Here is a 17,011-nt window from a genome sequence, read left to right on the forward strand (position 1 = left end):
GTTATTTCAGATTTATCAAAAAAGTACAACTCACAAAACAAATTCGCGCATTGCCTCCGGTTGCCAGCCACGGTAAACAGCGGCTAGCAGGCGTAAGCGGGTGTTACCGGTGCTACTGAGTATCTTCTCGTCAGTAGCGTAACGGCGCAATTGTTTTTCGGCTTCCTGCAATAAGGCTTCCACATCGGTTGTCGTATCATCCCGTTTCAGGAATTTCAACTCTACCAAATAGGAATATTGCATATCCGGATAGTTTGCCAGGTTGGGCATCAGGTAAAGATCGGAGAAACCACGGCCCGCTTCAAACTCAGGCCAGATAATAAAGTAATCCGTCAACCCCATATAAGCAACCATCAGTGTTTTAATGGTCGACTCCTGATAGATCACATCACGAAGAACCGCTTTCTTATCAACCTGACGGGCAAAAAAGTCCAAAGCAGCTTCCCACTCCCCGAAATAAGCCATACGCCGCATCCGGTCGGACAAGTCCATAAAAGGAAAAACGACCGACTCACGTTCTTTCATCGCTTCCACCAGATAACTGTAAATCTGTTCGCGGACGGCCAGGTTGGGTACTTTCATGATCGTTTCGCCATATTCCATCCGGTCATAAGTCAGCAAGCCGAAATAGTAAAGCAGTGAGGTAAAGTTACCCGGATCGGCCAGGTTCTCTGCTGGAAAACTGTCTTTTATCACGTTTCCGTTCACTTCGCCAGTATCGATCAACTTTGTAATGACCGAACAACCTTCTTCCTGCATCCTGTCGATACGGATAAAATGGCGCAATTTGCTGTAATCCGTCCGGATATTACGGTCGACCATTTCGGAAGGCGGACGTTTCCTCTGCAAATAATTATTCAGGAAATAGAGCACCATATCCGAATTATACATCGTCTTCCCGATACATTCTTTGGCAAAACAGTAATTATCGTACCAGGGTTTCATCATCCGGACAATATCATCGATAGAATCGACCAGCATACCTTCCGATTGGTAATAAGATAACATCTCATGCAGTTCCGATTCGCTGAAACCGACCATCGAATTAAACCGTTCATCTGTCGTTATATTCGTCCCGATATTGAAACCACTCGTCACATCATCCAACGTAACAGGCGATACACCGGTAATGAACATTCGTTTCACAGGGGCTTCCGCTCCGGTGGTAACACCTTTTACCACATTAAAAAATGAGCGATAGAAACCTGAATCGTGCGTCAAAGAATGATACACATCATTTCCTTTAGAGGATAATATCGTATTAGTAAAATTATCGTATTCGTCGATCAGCAAGTAGATAGACAACCCTTGTTCTTTGGCACACAGGCAAATATATTCCAAACGTCCGGCAGCCTCCGGAATCAATTTTAGCTGTTCCTGGAAATCAGGTTTAAAATAAGAAGCATATACGCTGGCAAAATACGCTGTTTCCAGACTGATATGCCGGTTGAAGGCAGCTTCCAGTTTATCGTCCGTAGCCCTTACCATGCTGAAATTAAAACGTAAAACCAGGTATTTACCCTGTTCAGCAGTCGGATGCTTGCCGATGTATTGATTGCCGAACAGTTCCTCAAAACGGTCGGCATATTTCACATCGTAATAGCAGTTAAGCATATTCAGGAACAACGATTTCCCGAAACGGCGCGGACGGATCAGAAACAGGAAAGCTGCTGTCTTTTCCAGATCTTCAATATATTTCGTCTTATCCACATAGTAAAAATCTTCTGTTACAATACGAAAATAATCCGTTAATCCGTAAGGTATTTTCTTTGCCATATATACTCTTTATTTAATCGTTTCGTCAGCCCCTTTCGGTAGCAATATTTACAAACTCCCCAAATTCTTTATATCCTCAATATTGAACGGAGTTGCCTGGTAAACGTAATAGTTCAGCCAGTTTGTGAACAACAGGTTCGCATGGCCGCGCCAACGGACTACAGGGCCCTGGGCCGGGTCGTTGTTGCGGTAATAGTTGTGAGGAACGGAAATAGGAAGGCCTTTATTCAGGTCGCGGATATATTCATCGCTCAACGTATAAGGCGAATATTCGGAATGGCCCGTAATATAAAACTCACGTCCGCCGCGCGACATCGCCATATAAACGCCCGACTCCTCGCTCTCCGAAAGAAGCGTCAACTCCGGCACCTTCCGGATATCTTCGCGACGTATTTCGGTATGACGGCTGTGAGGCACATAAAACTCATCATCGAACCCGCGGAATATCGGCAGATAAGGCTCACGCAACGTATGCCGGAACACACCGAACATCTTTGCCGGCAAATCATATTTAGGCACACCATAGAAATGATACAATCCCGCCTGCGCCGCCCAACAGATATATAATGTAGAGGTTACATGCGTACGCGCCCAGTCGAAGATCGTCGTCACCTCTTCCCAGTAACTGACATCTTCAAAAGGCATCTGTTCTACCGGAGCGCCGGTAATGATCATTCCGTCGTAATAATCTTTCTCTATATCGTCGAAGTCTTTATAAAACTCCTGCATATGTTCGATCGGAGTATTCTTTGGGGTATGGCCCTTTATCTTCATAAAGTCCAGCTCCACCTGCAAAGGGGTATTACTCAACAGACGGATCAAGTCTGTCTCTGTCGTGATCTTCAACGGCATCAGGTTCAGCACTACGACACGTAGCGGACGAATATCCTGGGATGATGCACGCAAGGAATCCATCACAAAGATGTGTTCCTTCTTCAGAAGCTCGATAGCGGGTAAATTCTTTTGTAAATTTAATGGCATTGCAATTCCTCTCTATTTATTTTTCAGAAGTACAAACTTAAACAAAATATACGATTCGGTAGCGTATCCCAGACAAGATTTTTTTATTACGACTTTACTCTTTCTGAAGGGGGAAAATAAATTCGAAGAACAAATAACAGAATTTTTATATAATAGTTCTTAATGAACTAATCTTTTATTAACCGCCACAAATACAGGAAGAAATATTGATATACAAAGAGTATAACAATTTATTTCATTATAAATAAAATCACTCAAAAGCATACCGAATTAACTATTTTTCAGATTCTAAGTATTGATTTATAAGACTTTGGATATTCATAACTTACCATAGTTCATTAAGAACTATGATAAAATACATTCATTATGGCAACAAACGATCCTAAAAAACACAGCATTACCGGCAATCTAGTAGCAAATATGCTGACAGAGCGTGAAGATGATTATACTTTCAATGTCACCTACACAGCCAATCGAACAATCAAAGACCTTTGCAAATTGGCCGCCAAAGGTAAAAGTAAATTCACAGCCTCCGAACTAGAAAATGCCTACAACGATCTTGAGGAACAGGCAAAGATAGAATTATTCAATGCCGCTACTGTCGAGTTTGGTCTTGCCAACAATTCATTAGGCGTTGACGGTTCATTTATCGGACCGGGAGCTAAGTTCGATCCTAACCGCAACAGCGTCACACTGCGCTGTTCCCCACGTGCCATATTAAAAGAAGAGCTGGAAAGTATCAGTGTCATAGTCGGCCAGGTATCGGAAGGATTGCCAACCATTACCAAAGTAACCGATGTAGTCACAGGCGAAGTAAATGGCCGGATCACCCCGGGCGGCAGTCTCAATGGCGAAGGAAAGCGCGTACGTATTGTCGGTGAAGAAGGCAAACCCATCGGTTTCTTCTTTATCAAGACAAGCGACGAGACCGAAACGGCCGTTCCTATGACAGCCCTTTCGCGCAACGATCCTTCCTACTTCTCATTTATCATTCCCCAACTAGCCGATGGGACCTATTATCTGGAAGTAGCTACCCAGGCGGGAACCAACAGCAAGACACAGGTAAAAGAAGTGCGGCGCAACCGTTTTCTCTATGTCCTCACTGTCGGCAACGGCGGAAGCGATCGCCCCGAAATAGAATAATACGCTCTACCCTCTTTGACGGTCATCGTCAACGATCGTTGACGGCGACCGTCAAAGAGAACCGACGACAACCGTCAACACGGGTTGATGCCCTCCGTCAAAAAAACATTCGAATACGCAATTAAAAGTAAACAATTTTCTCAGACTTATGAATAAATCAGACTTAGCCAACCATGTGGCGAAACGCCTGCACATCAGCCATAGCGATAGTCTACGCTATCTAAACACACTGATAGAAGAAGTGGAAGCGATTCTGGCCGGGAACGAATATCTCACGATACAGAATTTCGGAACATTTTCACCCTGGCACCAGGCGGCACGTCCGGGTCGGAACCCGAAAAACGGAACGAACCATGCGATACCGGCACGTACCAGCGTGAAATTCAAACCCAGAAAAAGAATGCTTGAAAAGCTGAACCCGACGCTCCGAGCCATCGCCTGCCTGCTATACCTGTCGGTCATGGCAGGATGTTCCGTCGAAGAGCAACCGGCAACCGGGGAATGGATTCCGGTAGAGGTCAACATAGGCGGCATCGAGCAGATAGAGGTCAGCCCGATGGGGACGAAAGCCTGGGATACCGAGCTACCTCCCATCGTTAAAACAAAGTTTAATACAGGCGATGAGATCAAGCTGACTTATACACTGGACGGCACCCCTGTAACTGTCCCCTTTGTATTAAACGCCGAGGGAAAGTGGGAAAAAGCAGACGGCACTACATTCTTTCTCCCTGCAACCGCAGACAACAGCGCCCCGGTGGAGATAAAAGCGGAATACGGTAACCCGATACCGGACAATCCCGGTTATAGCACTGAGGAATACCTGATTGCCGATGCAGTTACGACTTACGATTCACACTATTATAATTGCAATTTCGGCCAGTTCAAACGTCCGGCAGATTATACCTGTTTATATATAAAAATCCTGATCCTTAATCCTCCCATTCAGGCGGGCGACAGAACTTTATATTTCACAAATGCTAAATTCTACACTACCCCAGACTGGACGGGAGGAGGAGAAACGACACCCGTGTTTCCGATTACCGATGAAACCATCAATGTATTTTACAAAGGTTCCTTTACAGCCTACGGTGTCTATCTGACCCCGATGGAGTCAGGTACACACGACGATATAGATATCCCGTTGTTCAACGCATATGACGAGAGTACTTATATAGAATTCAATTCCGGTATCATCACCCCGGTTCAATTAATAATTCCATTCACGCCTGAATCATGAAGTTTTACTACCTGTCTATCATCATCCTGCTGACAGTAAGTTGTTCGAACGAACTGGCAGAGAAACCGCATGCCGGAGGAACTCCCATCGGTATCGGAGAGATCAGCACACGCGCCGACGGAACGCCCACGTGGGTGTGGCTGCAAAACGATCAGTTGACCGCAACCGTCAACGGCCTGACAGCTGTCTACACCCGTACTGGCTCCGGAGGATGGACATGCGGCAATACAGGTTTCACCAAGGAAGCGCTCGGCACAGTGGCCGCCAACGGCATCGCCCTCACGTTCGGCACACAGGCGCTCACCACCGACCAGACATCTCCGGAGAGCTACCGTCTGGCCGACTATATGACAGGTAACGGATCGCTCGATTTCCTGACGATCGACGGTACCCTCTCCCATCGATACACAGACCTGGTGATCGAAATAACCGAAGGCAACGGCTGGACCGAAGGACAGTTTGCATCGACAATGGCAGACGCTTCCGAGTTAACGGTAAACGTGTCGAACCCGGCCGGCCGGGTATCCGCCTGTCATAATGCGGCTACTTTCCGTGCCATCATTCCCCCCGCCAATCTGCCGAAAGGCACGGGCGTGTCACTGGCAACCCTCACCCTGGGCTCAGGCAGCGGAACGCCTGCCTCCCTGAAAGGGCAAACGGCTACCATTACTTACAACAATACAAACAACGAAGCAGACCTGGAAGGCAAACGCCTTACGCTCACCGTCTCACTGGATATCTCACTCGATGTTACGATAACCGTGACCGGTATCACAATCGCAGACTTTTACTATCAGCCTGTCGGTTCAACTTTCACCCCCGATTAATATCCATACAATAATACAGATCAGCAATGAAATCATATCGCATACTCAGTAAATGCATAGCAGGGATATTGGCACTGACAGGTGCCTTGTCTGGTTGCACACACGAAGAAACAGAGGACGGATCCAAAGTACCCCTCAGTATCTCCGCATCCTTTCAGGCCTATACCGGCGAGGTCAGTTCCCGTGGTGCAGGTAATCCGACGGTCACGATAGCGTTGAATACCACTCCGGAGGAATATAGCACCTACGGTAAAACATATCAGGTAACCTCCACCTCCCCTATCACCTTCACACCAGAGACTCAGGGAGAAGCCTTGACGATAGCAGGCAGCGCCGCCTCCACACCGCTTACCATATACGGATGGCTGGACGAAAACACACCGGTCTGCTACACCAACGACAACATATCCGTCAGCAACGGAAACATAACAAACGTCCAGCTCTCACCCGCCTATGCCTGCATCGGCGTATGCATAAAGAAAGACGATCAGAGGGAAGCAGCCGGAAAATATACGATCGGGAGCGCTTTGCAGAGGATAGGAACATACTCGACAAACAAGAACTGGAATACAGAACAAGCGAAACCGCAGTTAATCGGTGTTTCGGGATCGTCAACGATCCTAAACACCGATATATCACCCTCCAGGGGTGACTTGGCAACCGATCTCCCCTCCGAATATTTTATGCGGATAGTTCCACAGCAAGTGTCGGCGAATTTCCAAAACCTGTTTACCGTTACCCTTCCGGACGGAACAACACTGAGCGTTCCTTCCGGTAGCAGAGACTTTTCAGCCTTCGAGCCGGGCTACTGCTATCTGTTCAACGTGAACATTAGTCGTGATGCCGAATTACAGATCGAAGGGATCGAAACAATAACCATGAATAGCAGGGTAGATGTAGCGGCTATTGATGTCCAAAAAGCCAGGTTGGGTATTTATACGTTGGAAGATTTGAAAGCATTCAGGGATGCGGTGAATAATCGTGGTGATCTCGCCAGATGGACTAGTATAGATACTGAGACTGGTAAAGATGTTATCAACTTATATATGGATATCGATCTGAAGAATGAAGAATGGATACCGATCCAAAGCTTTGATGGCACTTTCAATGGCAATGGGCATACGATATCTAATCTGAATTTATCGGCGACGAAACCTAGTGTGTACTTAGGATTCTTCAGCGCAGCTAATTCAAACAGTGAAATAAAAGGACTTACGATAGACGGAGTTACTATGACCGGTGACAATCGTCCAGTGGGAGCTATTGCCGGACAATCATATGGATCCATTACCGATTGTCATCTAAAAGGTCGTATTCAACTTATCGCCGGTCAGTATGCCGGAGGAATAGTGGGAATATATGAAGGGAATTATATGGACAGGAAAATTCTTGCTGCATGTACAGTACAAGCGGAAGGAGGGAGCATAACAGGAGGAGCTTATCAGGGTGCCGGTTGTATAGTCGGTAGTGTAGGACAATACTCATATGTTATAGGTTGTATTGCGCATGATATCACTTTATCCATACAGCAGAATGCCTCGCTGGCAGCGATTGCAGGGGTAAATTCCGGTTTGATTTATTGTTGTCTGATGTACAATTGCCAGGCTGATAATACCTATAATACCGGAGCAGTTACCCACAGAATGAATTATTGCTATTACTATAATGTCTTTGAGCAAAGTGACCAGTATATGAAATCATCACTCGAAGAACTCAGCGAGGATTCTTTTATTCATGATCTAAATCGCTATATAGAGGATCTAGGTCTTTTTGCCTGTCACTACAAAGCCTCACCCACCCCGTCTGAAACAGGTCCGACTATACACATGAAATATTATTATGAGTAGGTCCTGATCATATTAAAGCCGATTTGCAAACAATTGATATAACATAATATTGGAAGAGAACATGCATACATTGAAATATCCCGTATTTACAAACTGGAGAAAACTCCTGACAGTATTCGCACTGTCAGGAATTGGGTTGTTGTTTGTCGCTTGCGGCAAAGATGATCCGGAACCGGGACCTGTGCCGCCGGACCCTGTACCTCCCACACCGCCAACACCCGTTGTGCCGGATGCTCCGCGTGCGGTGGCTCTCCGCCTGCTGGCCCTTCCAGCCGGAGATAATCCCGAACCGTGGTCGGTAGCCGATACACTGCATCTGGTGCTGGCGGAGCCCAATGGCCGCACGGCTCTGGGCGATACCGCTTTATATCGTTATGCTTTCGGGGAGGGTGCGGATCATCCGGGACGCTTCCTACCCGTATCCGTAGCCGACAGTGCATTCCTGCCGTCCGATAGCAGTGAGGTAGACCTGATGGCCTACCGTCCGGCTTCGGCCGCCCTGCAATCCGACAGGCTCCGGCTACCGGTAGACAGCCGCGAACTGACAGCCCTGGGACGCCCCCTGATGACGGCGGCACGTACCGCTGGAATCCATGCCGGACAGCCCGAAGCAAGCATTATGCTGGTACATCGGCTCACACGGTTGTATGTAAGTCTGAATAAAGCGAGCAAAGCTAATCTCCAAAGAAGCAGTGTCTCCGCTACGAAAGCAGACGAAACGACCATCACATTCCATGGTAACCCGGCACAGGGTATCTGGAGCCTGCCCGACGAGGCATTCGTGGAATATGGCGAGCCTGTCTCCCAGCCTTTTATCGTACAATCCGACGGAACGGGCGGATACCTGTATGCACTGCCGGGATGGCCCGGACAGCCGGATGGGCAAAAGCCGGAACTGTCGCTGACCGTACAAATTCCGGAACATGATCCACTGGAAATTCCCTTGAATAAATATCTGCCGGAAGGACTACTGGAAGCAGGTATTTCCATCAACATACAGATAGAGGTACCGGAAGTTCCTGTGCCCGCCCCGGATATTCTCCGTATTCAGGTCACCCTGAGCGATTGGGAGAATATCATTTACGATGTATCCCTTTTACCGGACAGGAACCATAGAGATGTGAAACACTAGCAGTATAAAACAATTAAATAACAGTATGATATGAAAACAACATTATTCACACATGTAACCGTGGCCTTTAGTTGTTGCCTGGCAACATTCACCGCTTATGCAGGCCCCGAAACCGAGATTGATCCGATCGGAAACGCTCCTGTAACTATCTCCGCTTCCATAAGCGGAGAGGTGGTAACCAAAGCGGATAACAATTACCAACCGGCAGAAGGAAACAAGAAAATCTTTCTGTATTATAAGGACGGAAGTAATGTAAAGGCACACGAAAAGGGAGTCTATTCCTATAGCGGAAGTTGGACGGCTGAACTGTCAGGAAACAGCATCTTTTGGGATGATCTCGAAGATGTAAACGGGGAATATCCATTCTTCGCCGTTTCGCCCACAGACCTGGACAAGGCAACGACTGGCTCTATCGTGCAAAACCAAAGTGCCAACGCCGACTTCGCCAATTCCGACCTGCTGATGGCATTCTCTGAAGTGGCTGCCAAAAAGGCTAAAGTCCCTCTTATCTTCAAACACATGCTGGCTAAGCTGACGGTGAAGGTGAAAGTGGGTACTATAACCAACTTTACGAGTTCTACGGTTACTATTCAAAATGCAAAAAAGGAGTTTACGGTTAATTATACATCTCCGGCACCTACCGCCGCTGTTCCGGCTACAGTCGTAGTTAAGTCTGACGCAACTACGACAGAACTCACGCCGCATAGCGAAGCTGACGACTCCTATGAGGATAACGGAGTAAAAACGATAAAGGTCTATTCCATCATTCTTCCGGCGCAAGAGATCAGTAACAGTGGTGCAAAAGTAAAAACCACCATTACAGCCGGAACAGCTACCAATATATATACCTATGCCCCCGTAATTCCTGTCAGTCTGGCAAATGGGACACATACCACCCTGACGCTTACGGTAAAAGGTACAGGTGTCGAGCTGGATGATGTGAAGGTAACCGACTGGACAACGGCCGCGGCAGACGGCAATATAACTATCGATACCCCGTAAACCTGATCACTATAACATATTATTCACTAGTTAAATATTAAGATTATGAGAACAAAACAAATCGTAAGCGGTACAGCCGCTTTAGCGCTAAGCGCATTGTTATTCACCGCATGTAATAACGAGAATGACCCAACGCCTGCCATCAGCAGCAAGTATGTAATGATTGTCCCCACCGTGACCGGTGAAGTGATCACAAAGGCAAGCAGCTCTTATGGGCAGACAGGCGACCAACTGTATCTATATTACAATACGGCCGGAAATACAGCTACCGGCCAGTATGCCGATTTCCGTTACGATGGAGCCATCTGGGATTTGAGCGCGGATAAGATGAAGTGGGCCACAATACATGCTGCTGCTACCGGTTCCATTCCTTTCTATGCAACAGCCCCTGTTGCTGCTCCAACTACAGCCAAAGTGGAAACGAATCAAAGTACAGCCGACAAGTATAAAAACTCGGACTTGCTGGTTGCTTACATCGATAGCTAAAGCCGCAAGTGACGACAAATACACAGCGCTGTCTCTCGACTTAAAGCATGCGTTAGCCAAGCTGACCATCGAAGTAAATGCAACAGCGATAGATAATCCCGTTATCAAATCGGTGACAATCAAAGATGCTATAGCTGATTATACAGTTACTTACAATGGTTCTGATCTAACTCCGGCTACAACAACTGTTAGCGGATCCAATAAAGTGAATATCAAACCGCTGGCAGACAGAAGTGTTTTCAGTGCTGTTCTACCAGTACAGACCATCCAGGATGTAAATGGAATCACAATCGTTATTGAAGTCGGCAATGCTACATTTACTTACAAGCCAGCAACTGCCATTAATTTGATACAGGGTAAGAACACCACGCTAAAACTTCGCCTGAACGGTGAAGGAGTAATCCTGGGTGATGTCTCTGTTTCCGACTGGGGTACAAGCGATATTAAAAATGATAATATCACAGCAGACTAGGGTTGTAAAAGGGATGCTTTTTAACTTTTCGCCCCACTCCGCCTTTACAGGTGGTAGCGGGGCGAAATTATTTTAAGATATCTATTGTTCCTGATAACCTCCTCCCAGCGCTTTATACAGATAAACTACCGACAGCAGTTCATCCAATACCGCATTATTCAGGCTGATCTGGGCATCCAAATAACCACGCTGGGCATCCAACACATCAATATAATTGGTTACTCCGTTTATATATTGCAGTTCTGCCAGTTGCACGTACTTTCTTGAAGCAGCTTCCAGTTTTTCCTGCGAGCGACGGATGTCTTTTGCCATATGGATAGTTACGATTGCATCGTTCACTTCTTTGAAAGCGCCGATCACACTTTTCTGATAGCTATACACTTCCTGTTCGTAACGAGCTTTTGCAGCCTTCAGTTTCGCTTTGTTCTTACCCATAGCAAAAAGTGGTTGCAGCAGATCGCCGGCCAAAAACCAGGCCGGACTTTTCAGCAGGTCGCCCAGTTCTTCACTTTCCGCTCCTAAGTTACCGGTTAGACTGATCTTAGGGAACAGGTCGGTATAGGCAACTCCTACTTTAGCATTCGCTTCACGTAACTTCAACTCCGCCTGGCGCATATCGGGACGACGTTCAAGTAACGCCGAAGGCAGTCCTACAGGTAGGGCGTCCGGCAAATGCTGTTCACTAAGAGACAAGCCACGGGGGATATATCCCGGATACTCGCCCAACAGGAGAGACAGGTCGCTTTCCTTTATCCGTATCTGACGTTCCAATGACGGGACGAGAGTTTCCGTACGTGCCAATTCTACCAGAGCCTGGTTATAAGAAGTCTCGGAGGTCAAACCGCCGTCATAACGAAGTTTGGCCAGGCGAACACCTTCCCTACGGGCATCGAGGGTTTGCTGAACAATATTCAGACGACGGTCGAGGGCACACAGTTCGTAATAAGCAGCGGCTACTTCGGCGACCAGTGTCAATTGTAAACTACGCTGTGCCTCTACTGATTGCATATAGGCAGCAATACCCGCTTCATTTGCCCAACGAAGATTACCCCATAAATCCAACTCCCACGATAGGGTGAGTTTAGCACCGTATTCAGGATCAGGTTTAGGGTTATCACCACCATAATTCAGCCGTTCTTTCTGACCGTAGATACGTGCACCGATCTCCGGGAACTGGTCGGCAAAAGTGATACGTTTGGCTGCAATCATTTCTTTGATCTTGGCGGCTGCTATCTTCATATCTTTATTATTCTCCAGGGCAGTCGTAATAAGCCGTTGCAAAGTGGTATCGGCATACAGGCTTTCCCAGGGAATATTATCCACGGAAAGACTGTCGGCACCGGCCTCCAGTTCAGTCGGAAGGTTCAACTCCGGACGGGCATATTTCTCTCCTAGTTTACAAGATGAAAAAGAGAAGGTAACAGCCGACGCAGCAACCATAAAAAAAAGCATCTTCTTTTTAGGTATTATCCGCGCAACACGATCCATCCGCAGCGTTCGTTTAATCTTATAAATCAGAACAAAGAAGAACGGCACCAATACAATACCTACCGTAATGGCAACCAACATACCAAAGAACACCCCTGTACCGATGCTATGGCGTGAAGCTGATCCCGGTCCGCTAGCCAACACCATTGGAAGCATACCTAATACGAATGCCAGGGAAGTCATCAGGATCGGACGGAAACGCATCCGCGCCGCATGGATAGCAGCCTGAACAACGTCTATTCCGGCATCGACCTGTACTTTGGCAAATTCGACGATCAGGATCGCATTCTTCGCCGCCAACCCGATCAGCGTGACAAGCCCAATCTGGAAATAGACATCGTTATGTAACCCGGTAGCCCAAATTCCCAGATAAGCACCCAAAGCGGCAACCGGCAAAGATAAGATAACAGCGATCGGAACGATCCAGCTTTCATACTGTGCAGCCAGGAACAAGAACACAAAAAGGAATACGAGTGCAAGCACCATGCCTGTCTGTCCGCCGGCCTTCTTTTCCTGATAAGACAGACCACTCCATTCCAAACCTATGTTATCGGGTAAATGTTCGCGGGCAATCCGTTGCATGGCAGCCATCGCTTCACCGGAACTATAGCCGGGGGCAGCCACTGCACTGATGGCAGCTGTCGAGAACATATTGAACTTCTTGATCGTACCCGGTCCGGTCGTATAGCTCGTCGTCCCCAAAGCGGTTAGCGGAACCATCGAACCGTTTTGTGCACGGACAAAGAACAGTCCTATATTATCACGAGTGGCGCGATAAGGGGCTTCTGCCTGGATATATACCTTATATATACGGTTGAACATATTGAAGTCATTCACGTAAACAGAGCCCAAATAGGCTTTCATCGTCGAGAAGATATCCGTCAGAGGGATACCCAGGAACTTTGCCCGGTCACGGTCTACATCAAAGTATAGTTGCGGAATCTCCGGTTGCAAGGCGGAAGATACGCCGGTCAGTTCGGGAGCTTTCGACGCATATAGCATAAATGTATCAGTGGCGCTTACCAAATTTTCCCAACTGGCTTCACCGCGGGCTTCCAACTGCATTTCCAAACCTCCGCTTTCTCCCAGACCGGGTATTACCGGCGGACGATTCAGATAAGCGAGTATCTCCGGATAATATTCAAATTCTTTACGGGCCACAGCCATCACATCTTCAACACCCATACCGGAAGACTTACGTTCTTCCCAGGGTTTCAGAATAACGGTAAGCGTGGAGCGGCTTTGCGAAGTTCCCACACGGGTACTGCTTCCCGTCACGTTCTGGACGTAAGCGACAGCCGGTTGTTTTTCCAGAAATTCTATCGCTCTGTCGGTTACTTTACGGGTACGCTCCAATGTCGCACCTTCGGGCATAACTAATTCCACTGTAAAAAATCCCTGGTCTTCCTCCGGGATAAAACTGGTAGGAATAATCCGGTTCAGTACAAAGATAAAAACAAGTACCATACCGAATCCGGCCAGAATTCTTTTGGGATTAGTAATCGCACGGGTCAGCAAATGGATATATTTATTATTCCCTTTATGCAGCCATATATTGATCTTCCGGAAGACGAAGTTTTTCTTCCCTACAGTCGGACGTAATATCAAAGCACACATCGCCGGGCTTAATGTCAAAGCAACGACAGTCGACAACAATACGGAAACCACGATCGTAATAGAGAACTGGCGATATAATGCTCCGGTAATTCCACTCAGGAAGCTCACCGGAACGAATACGGCTGCCAATACCATCGATGTTGCAATCAAAGCTCCCGATAATTCACGCATCGCTTTATGGGTGGCTTCGCGGGCTGTAAGCCGTTCTTCATGCATGATACGTTCCACATTCTCCACTACGACAATCGCATCGTCGACCACAATACCGATCGCCAGGATCAGTCCGAGCAAGGTCAGCATATTCAGGGAGAATCCCATGATGAGCATAAATCCAAACGTTCCGATCAATGATATGGGAACAGCGATAGTCGGGATTAAAGCGGCACGCCAGTTCTGTAATGACAGGAATACAACCAGTATAACCAGGAACAAAGCCTCAAATAAGGTTTTATAAACTTCGTGGATAGACTGTGATATATATTCGGTCATATCAAAAGGGAACTTATATTCCAGTCCTTCCGGGAAGTTCTGGCTGATCTCTTTCATTGCTTCTTTTACATTCGTTGCCACTTCCAGAGCATTGGCACCCGGTAGCATATAAATACCCAGGATAGCCGCATTCTTTCCGTTTATTCCACTCTCCGTAGAATAGGAAGAGGCTTCCAAAGATATTCTCGCGACATCGCGCAAACGGACAATCGATCCGTCAGGATTGGCACGGACAACGATATCTTCAAATTCTTTTACCGTAGACAGACGTCCGCGGGCAGTGATCGGCAAAGTGATATCCACGTCGATAACCGGCTGTTTACCTAATTCTCCGGCAGCGGATTCACTGTTCTGTTCTTTCAGGGCGGCCTGGATATCTTTTACCGTCAGTCCCATATTGGCCAGGCGATCCGGATATACCCATATCTGCATACCATAGTAACGGCTACCGATATTGGAGACACGCCCCACACCCGGAATACGGCGAAGTACGTCGAGCACATTAATCGTAGCGAAGTTACTCAGATAGATTTCATCAAAACGTGGGTCATCCGAACTCAGGCTTAACGTCATCAACTGGCTGGCCGATTGCTTTTCCACGGTGATACCATTCTGAACAACATCGGAAGGCAGACGCGATTCAGCCAGCTTCACACGGTTCTGTATTTCCACAGCAGCAAGGTCAGCATCGGCAGATACATCGAATGTGACTGTTATAGTCAAACCTCCGGAGTTCGTACTGCTGCTCTGCATATAGATCATACCCGGAGTACCATTCAATTCCTGTTCGATCGGTGTTGCAACAGCCTGCGACACCGTCAAGGCACTGGCTCCCGGATAAGAAGCACTGATCTTCACAACCGGAGGTGTGATCTGAGGATACTGGTCCACCGGTAACATCATCAATCCTATAACCCCGACAATAACGATCAATAAAGATAGTACGGTCGAGAATACGGGACGGTCTATAAAGAATCCCGGCTTCATTCTCCTGCCTCCTCTCTATATGCTTCGATGGCTTTGTCATCCCCCGCCTGAACCGGACGCACCAGCATACCAGGAACTAATTTATGATAGCCTTCGATAACTACTGCTTCATTTTCTCCCAGACCACGTTCAATAACGATGTTATTTCCGATTTCAGGTCCTGTTTGCACGAAACGCTTTTCCGCTACATTATCACGCCGGATAATATAGATGAAGACACCGCCTTGTTCTATGGAAATAGCCTTTCGGGGAACAACGATTGACCGTTCACGTACATCTAATAATAGTTTTACGCGGGTGAACTGTCCGGGAAGTAATTTCTGATTCGGATTAGCCAATTCTGCACGTACACCGAAAGTTCCTGTTTGAGGATCTACAATCGGATCGGCAAAGTCGACTACGCCTTTGACCGGATATTCGGAATTATCGGCCAGCGTCACGGTTACAGTCGGCTGCCAGGAACGGGTCGTATCCTGCTCACCGAACTTAATGTTACGGCGTTCGGCACGCAGATAATCCAATGCAGTCATTTTGAAGTCGACCAATACTGTGTCACTTTTTACCACGGCCGCTAATTTGGAGTTAACACCGGGACCAACCAGGGCGCCGACATCGACAAAACGCTCACTGATATATCCGGCAATCGGTGAAGTGACTGTTGTATAACCCAGCTCCAGTTGTGCCTGATCAAGGTCAGCTCTGCTCATTGCGATATTTGCTTCCGAATCATCCAGGGAAGCTAATGCGTTATCAAGATCCAACTGGCTGGCCGCATGCTGTTCGTACAACGGCTGTAAACGCTCTACATCTCTTTTGGCTTTTGCCGCCTGAGCTTCGTTCTTCTTTAACTGTGCTTTCGCTTTCTCTACGCGTGCCTTATAAAGTGCTGAATTTATTATAAACAAAGGTTCATTTTGTTTCACCTGTTTACCTTCTACAAACAGCATCCTTTCCAGATAACCTTCTACGCGTGCATGTATCTCTACATAACTTGCGGCACGAATACGGCCTACATATTCACCAAAAATTTGCACATCTTCTTTCTGAGGCTTGTCAACTATGACAAGGGGACGCAACGGCTCTTCTTTTTTTCGACATCCTGTTGCCAACATTAAAAGGGCGACTAATACGATACCTCCTTTTACTAATCTTTCTCCTACCATTACTAATATCTATAAATGACATTTAAATTTTCTATTGTTCTATCTCTATATTGTAAGAATGAAATAATCGTACCATTGTTCAATACAATCTGTTAAAAAACGCTATATCCCTAAATACTAACCATATAAATAAACAACCAAATAGAACAACTTCTTTATTAAAAACGGGGTTCGTAGAATTATTCCACAGACAAATGCTACATAATCCACAAAACAAATATAAACCAAATACAAATAATGTATTTATGGATAGTCAGAGTCATCAGCTATAAATGCAAAAAGGAACCAACCTTTCGATTGATTCCTTTCATTTGTTTGGAGTTCTTGACTCTAAAACGGCGGCTATCTACTCTCCCACTTTTAC

General features: G+C 46.8%; 12 protein-coding genes. 8 read left to right on the top strand and 4 right to left on the bottom strand.

All coding sequences use genetic code 11. The annotated features are described in order from the left end of the window. Positions 1 to 30: 30 nt before the first annotated feature. A complete protein-coding gene (locus tag DWW91_RS19940; RefSeq protein ID WP_122328727.1) occupies positions 31 to 1,776 on the bottom strand; it encodes an ATP-binding protein in 1,746 nt (581 codons plus the stop codon). Positions 1,777 to 1,824: 48 nt separating this feature from the next. Further along, positions 1,825 to 2,757: a homoserine O-succinyltransferase gene (metA, locus tag DWW91_RS19945; protein ID WP_010800193.1), complete on the bottom strand. Its 933-nt coding sequence runs from the start codon at positions 2,755 to 2,757 to the stop codon at positions 1,825 to 1,827. Between the two features lie 366 nt (positions 2,758 to 3,123). On the opposite strand from metA, the gene DWW91_RS19950 reads away from it, so the two are divergent. From DWW91_RS19950 to DWW91_RS28160, 8 genes are all read left to right on the top strand, one after another. Next, on the top strand, positions 3,124 to 3,900 hold the full coding sequence (locus DWW91_RS19950) for a DUF4469 domain-containing protein (protein WP_122328728.1): 777 nt from the start codon (positions 3,124 to 3,126) through the stop codon (positions 3,898 to 3,900). Positions 3,901 to 4,048: 148 nt separating this feature from the next. Continuing rightward, positions 4,049 to 5,137, top strand: coding sequence for an HU family DNA-binding protein (locus DWW91_RS19955; RefSeq protein WP_122328729.1), 1,089 nt, complete (start codon positions 4,049 to 4,051; stop codon positions 5,135 to 5,137). Next, entirely contained in the window at positions 5,134 to 5,964 is an 831-nt protein-coding gene (locus DWW91_RS19960) for a hypothetical protein (protein WP_122328730.1), read from the top strand. The genes DWW91_RS19955 and DWW91_RS19960 overlap by 4 nt, the downstream gene beginning before the upstream one ends. A gap of 26 nt (positions 5,965 to 5,990) precedes the next feature. Next, on the top strand, positions 5,991 to 7,811 hold the full coding sequence (locus DWW91_RS19965) for a hypothetical protein (protein ID WP_122328731.1): 1,821 nt from the start codon (positions 5,991 to 5,993) through the stop codon (positions 7,809 to 7,811). A gap of 61 nt (positions 7,812 to 7,872) precedes the next feature. Next, positions 7,873 to 8,943: a fimbrillin family protein gene (locus DWW91_RS19970; protein ID WP_122328732.1), complete on the top strand. Its 1,071-nt coding sequence runs from the start codon at positions 7,873 to 7,875 to the stop codon at positions 8,941 to 8,943. A gap of 30 nt (positions 8,944 to 8,973) precedes the next feature. Continuing rightward, positions 8,974 to 9,945, top strand: a complete 972-nt coding sequence (locus DWW91_RS19975) for a fimbrillin family protein (RefSeq protein ID WP_122328733.1) — start codon at positions 8,974 to 8,976, stop codon at positions 9,943 to 9,945. Positions 9,946 to 9,990: 45 nt separating this feature from the next. Then, the gene (locus DWW91_RS28155; protein WP_233584535.1) at positions 9,991 to 10,431 is read left to right on the top strand and encodes a fimbrillin family protein; all 441 of its coding nucleotides are present in this window, start codon (positions 9,991 to 9,993) and stop codon (positions 10,429 to 10,431) included. Beyond that, on the top strand, positions 10,412 to 10,903 hold the full coding sequence (locus DWW91_RS28160) for a fimbrillin family protein (protein WP_233584536.1): 492 nt from the start codon (positions 10,412 to 10,414) through the stop codon (positions 10,901 to 10,903). The genes DWW91_RS28155 and DWW91_RS28160 overlap by 20 nt, the downstream gene beginning before the upstream one ends. Positions 10,904 to 10,984: 81 nt before the next feature. Here DWW91_RS28160 and DWW91_RS19985 read toward each other — a convergent pair whose 3' ends face one another. Beyond that, complete coding sequence (locus DWW91_RS19985) at positions 10,985 to 15,484, bottom strand: multidrug efflux RND transporter permease subunit (protein WP_122328734.1); 4,500 nt, start codon at positions 15,482 to 15,484, stop codon at positions 10,985 to 10,987. Further along, positions 15,481 to 16,647, bottom strand: coding sequence for an efflux RND transporter periplasmic adaptor subunit (locus DWW91_RS19990; protein ID WP_046146546.1), 1,167 nt, complete (start codon positions 16,645 to 16,647; stop codon positions 15,481 to 15,483). Before DWW91_RS19990 ends, DWW91_RS19985 begins: the two co-directional genes overlap by 4 nt. Positions 16,648 to 17,011 lie beyond the last annotated feature (364 nt).

It is taken from the genome of Parabacteroides sp. AF17-3 (assembly GCF_003635445.1).
Classification (GTDB): domain Bacteria; phylum Bacteroidota; class Bacteroidia; order Bacteroidales; family Tannerellaceae; genus Parabacteroides; species Parabacteroides goldsteinii.

What these genes read in the sequence shown, in the direction of transcription:
- DWW91_RS28155 (WP_233584535.1), top strand. Translation starts at nt 9,991, where the DNA reads ATGAGAACAAAACAAATCGTAAGCGGTACAGCCGCTTTAGCGCTAAGC.
- DWW91_RS19970 (WP_122328732.1), top strand. Translation starts at nt 7,873, where the DNA reads ATGCATACATTGAAATATCCCGTATTTACAAACTGGAGAAAACTCCTG.
- DWW91_RS19975 (WP_122328733.1), top strand. Translation starts at nt 8,974, where the DNA reads ATGAAAACAACATTATTCACACATGTAACCGTGGCCTTTAGTTGTTGC.
- DWW91_RS19960 (WP_122328730.1), top strand. Translation starts at nt 5,134, where the DNA reads ATGAAGTTTTACTACCTGTCTATCATCATCCTGCTGACAGTAAGTTGT.
- DWW91_RS19955 (WP_122328729.1), top strand. Translation starts at nt 4,049, where the DNA reads ATGAATAAATCAGACTTAGCCAACCATGTGGCGAAACGCCTGCACATC.
- DWW91_RS19985 (WP_122328734.1), bottom strand. Translation starts at nt 15,484, where the DNA reads ATGAAGCCGGGATTCTTTATAGACCGTCCCGTATTCTCGACCGTACTA.
- DWW91_RS19950 (WP_122328728.1), top strand. Translation starts at nt 3,124, where the DNA reads ATGGCAACAAACGATCCTAAAAAACACAGCATTACCGGCAATCTAGTA.
- DWW91_RS19965 (WP_122328731.1), top strand. Translation starts at nt 5,991, where the DNA reads ATGAAATCATATCGCATACTCAGTAAATGCATAGCAGGGATATTGGCA.
- DWW91_RS19990 (WP_046146546.1), bottom strand. Translation starts at nt 16,647, where the DNA reads ATGGTAGGAGAAAGATTAGTAAAAGGAGGTATCGTATTAGTCGCCCTT.
- metA (WP_010800193.1), bottom strand. Translation starts at nt 2,757, where the DNA reads ATGCCATTAAATTTACAAAAGAATTTACCCGCTATCGAGCTTCTGAAG.
- DWW91_RS19940 (WP_122328727.1), bottom strand. Translation starts at nt 1,776, where the DNA reads ATGGCAAAGAAAATACCTTACGGATTAACGGATTATTTTCGTATTGTA.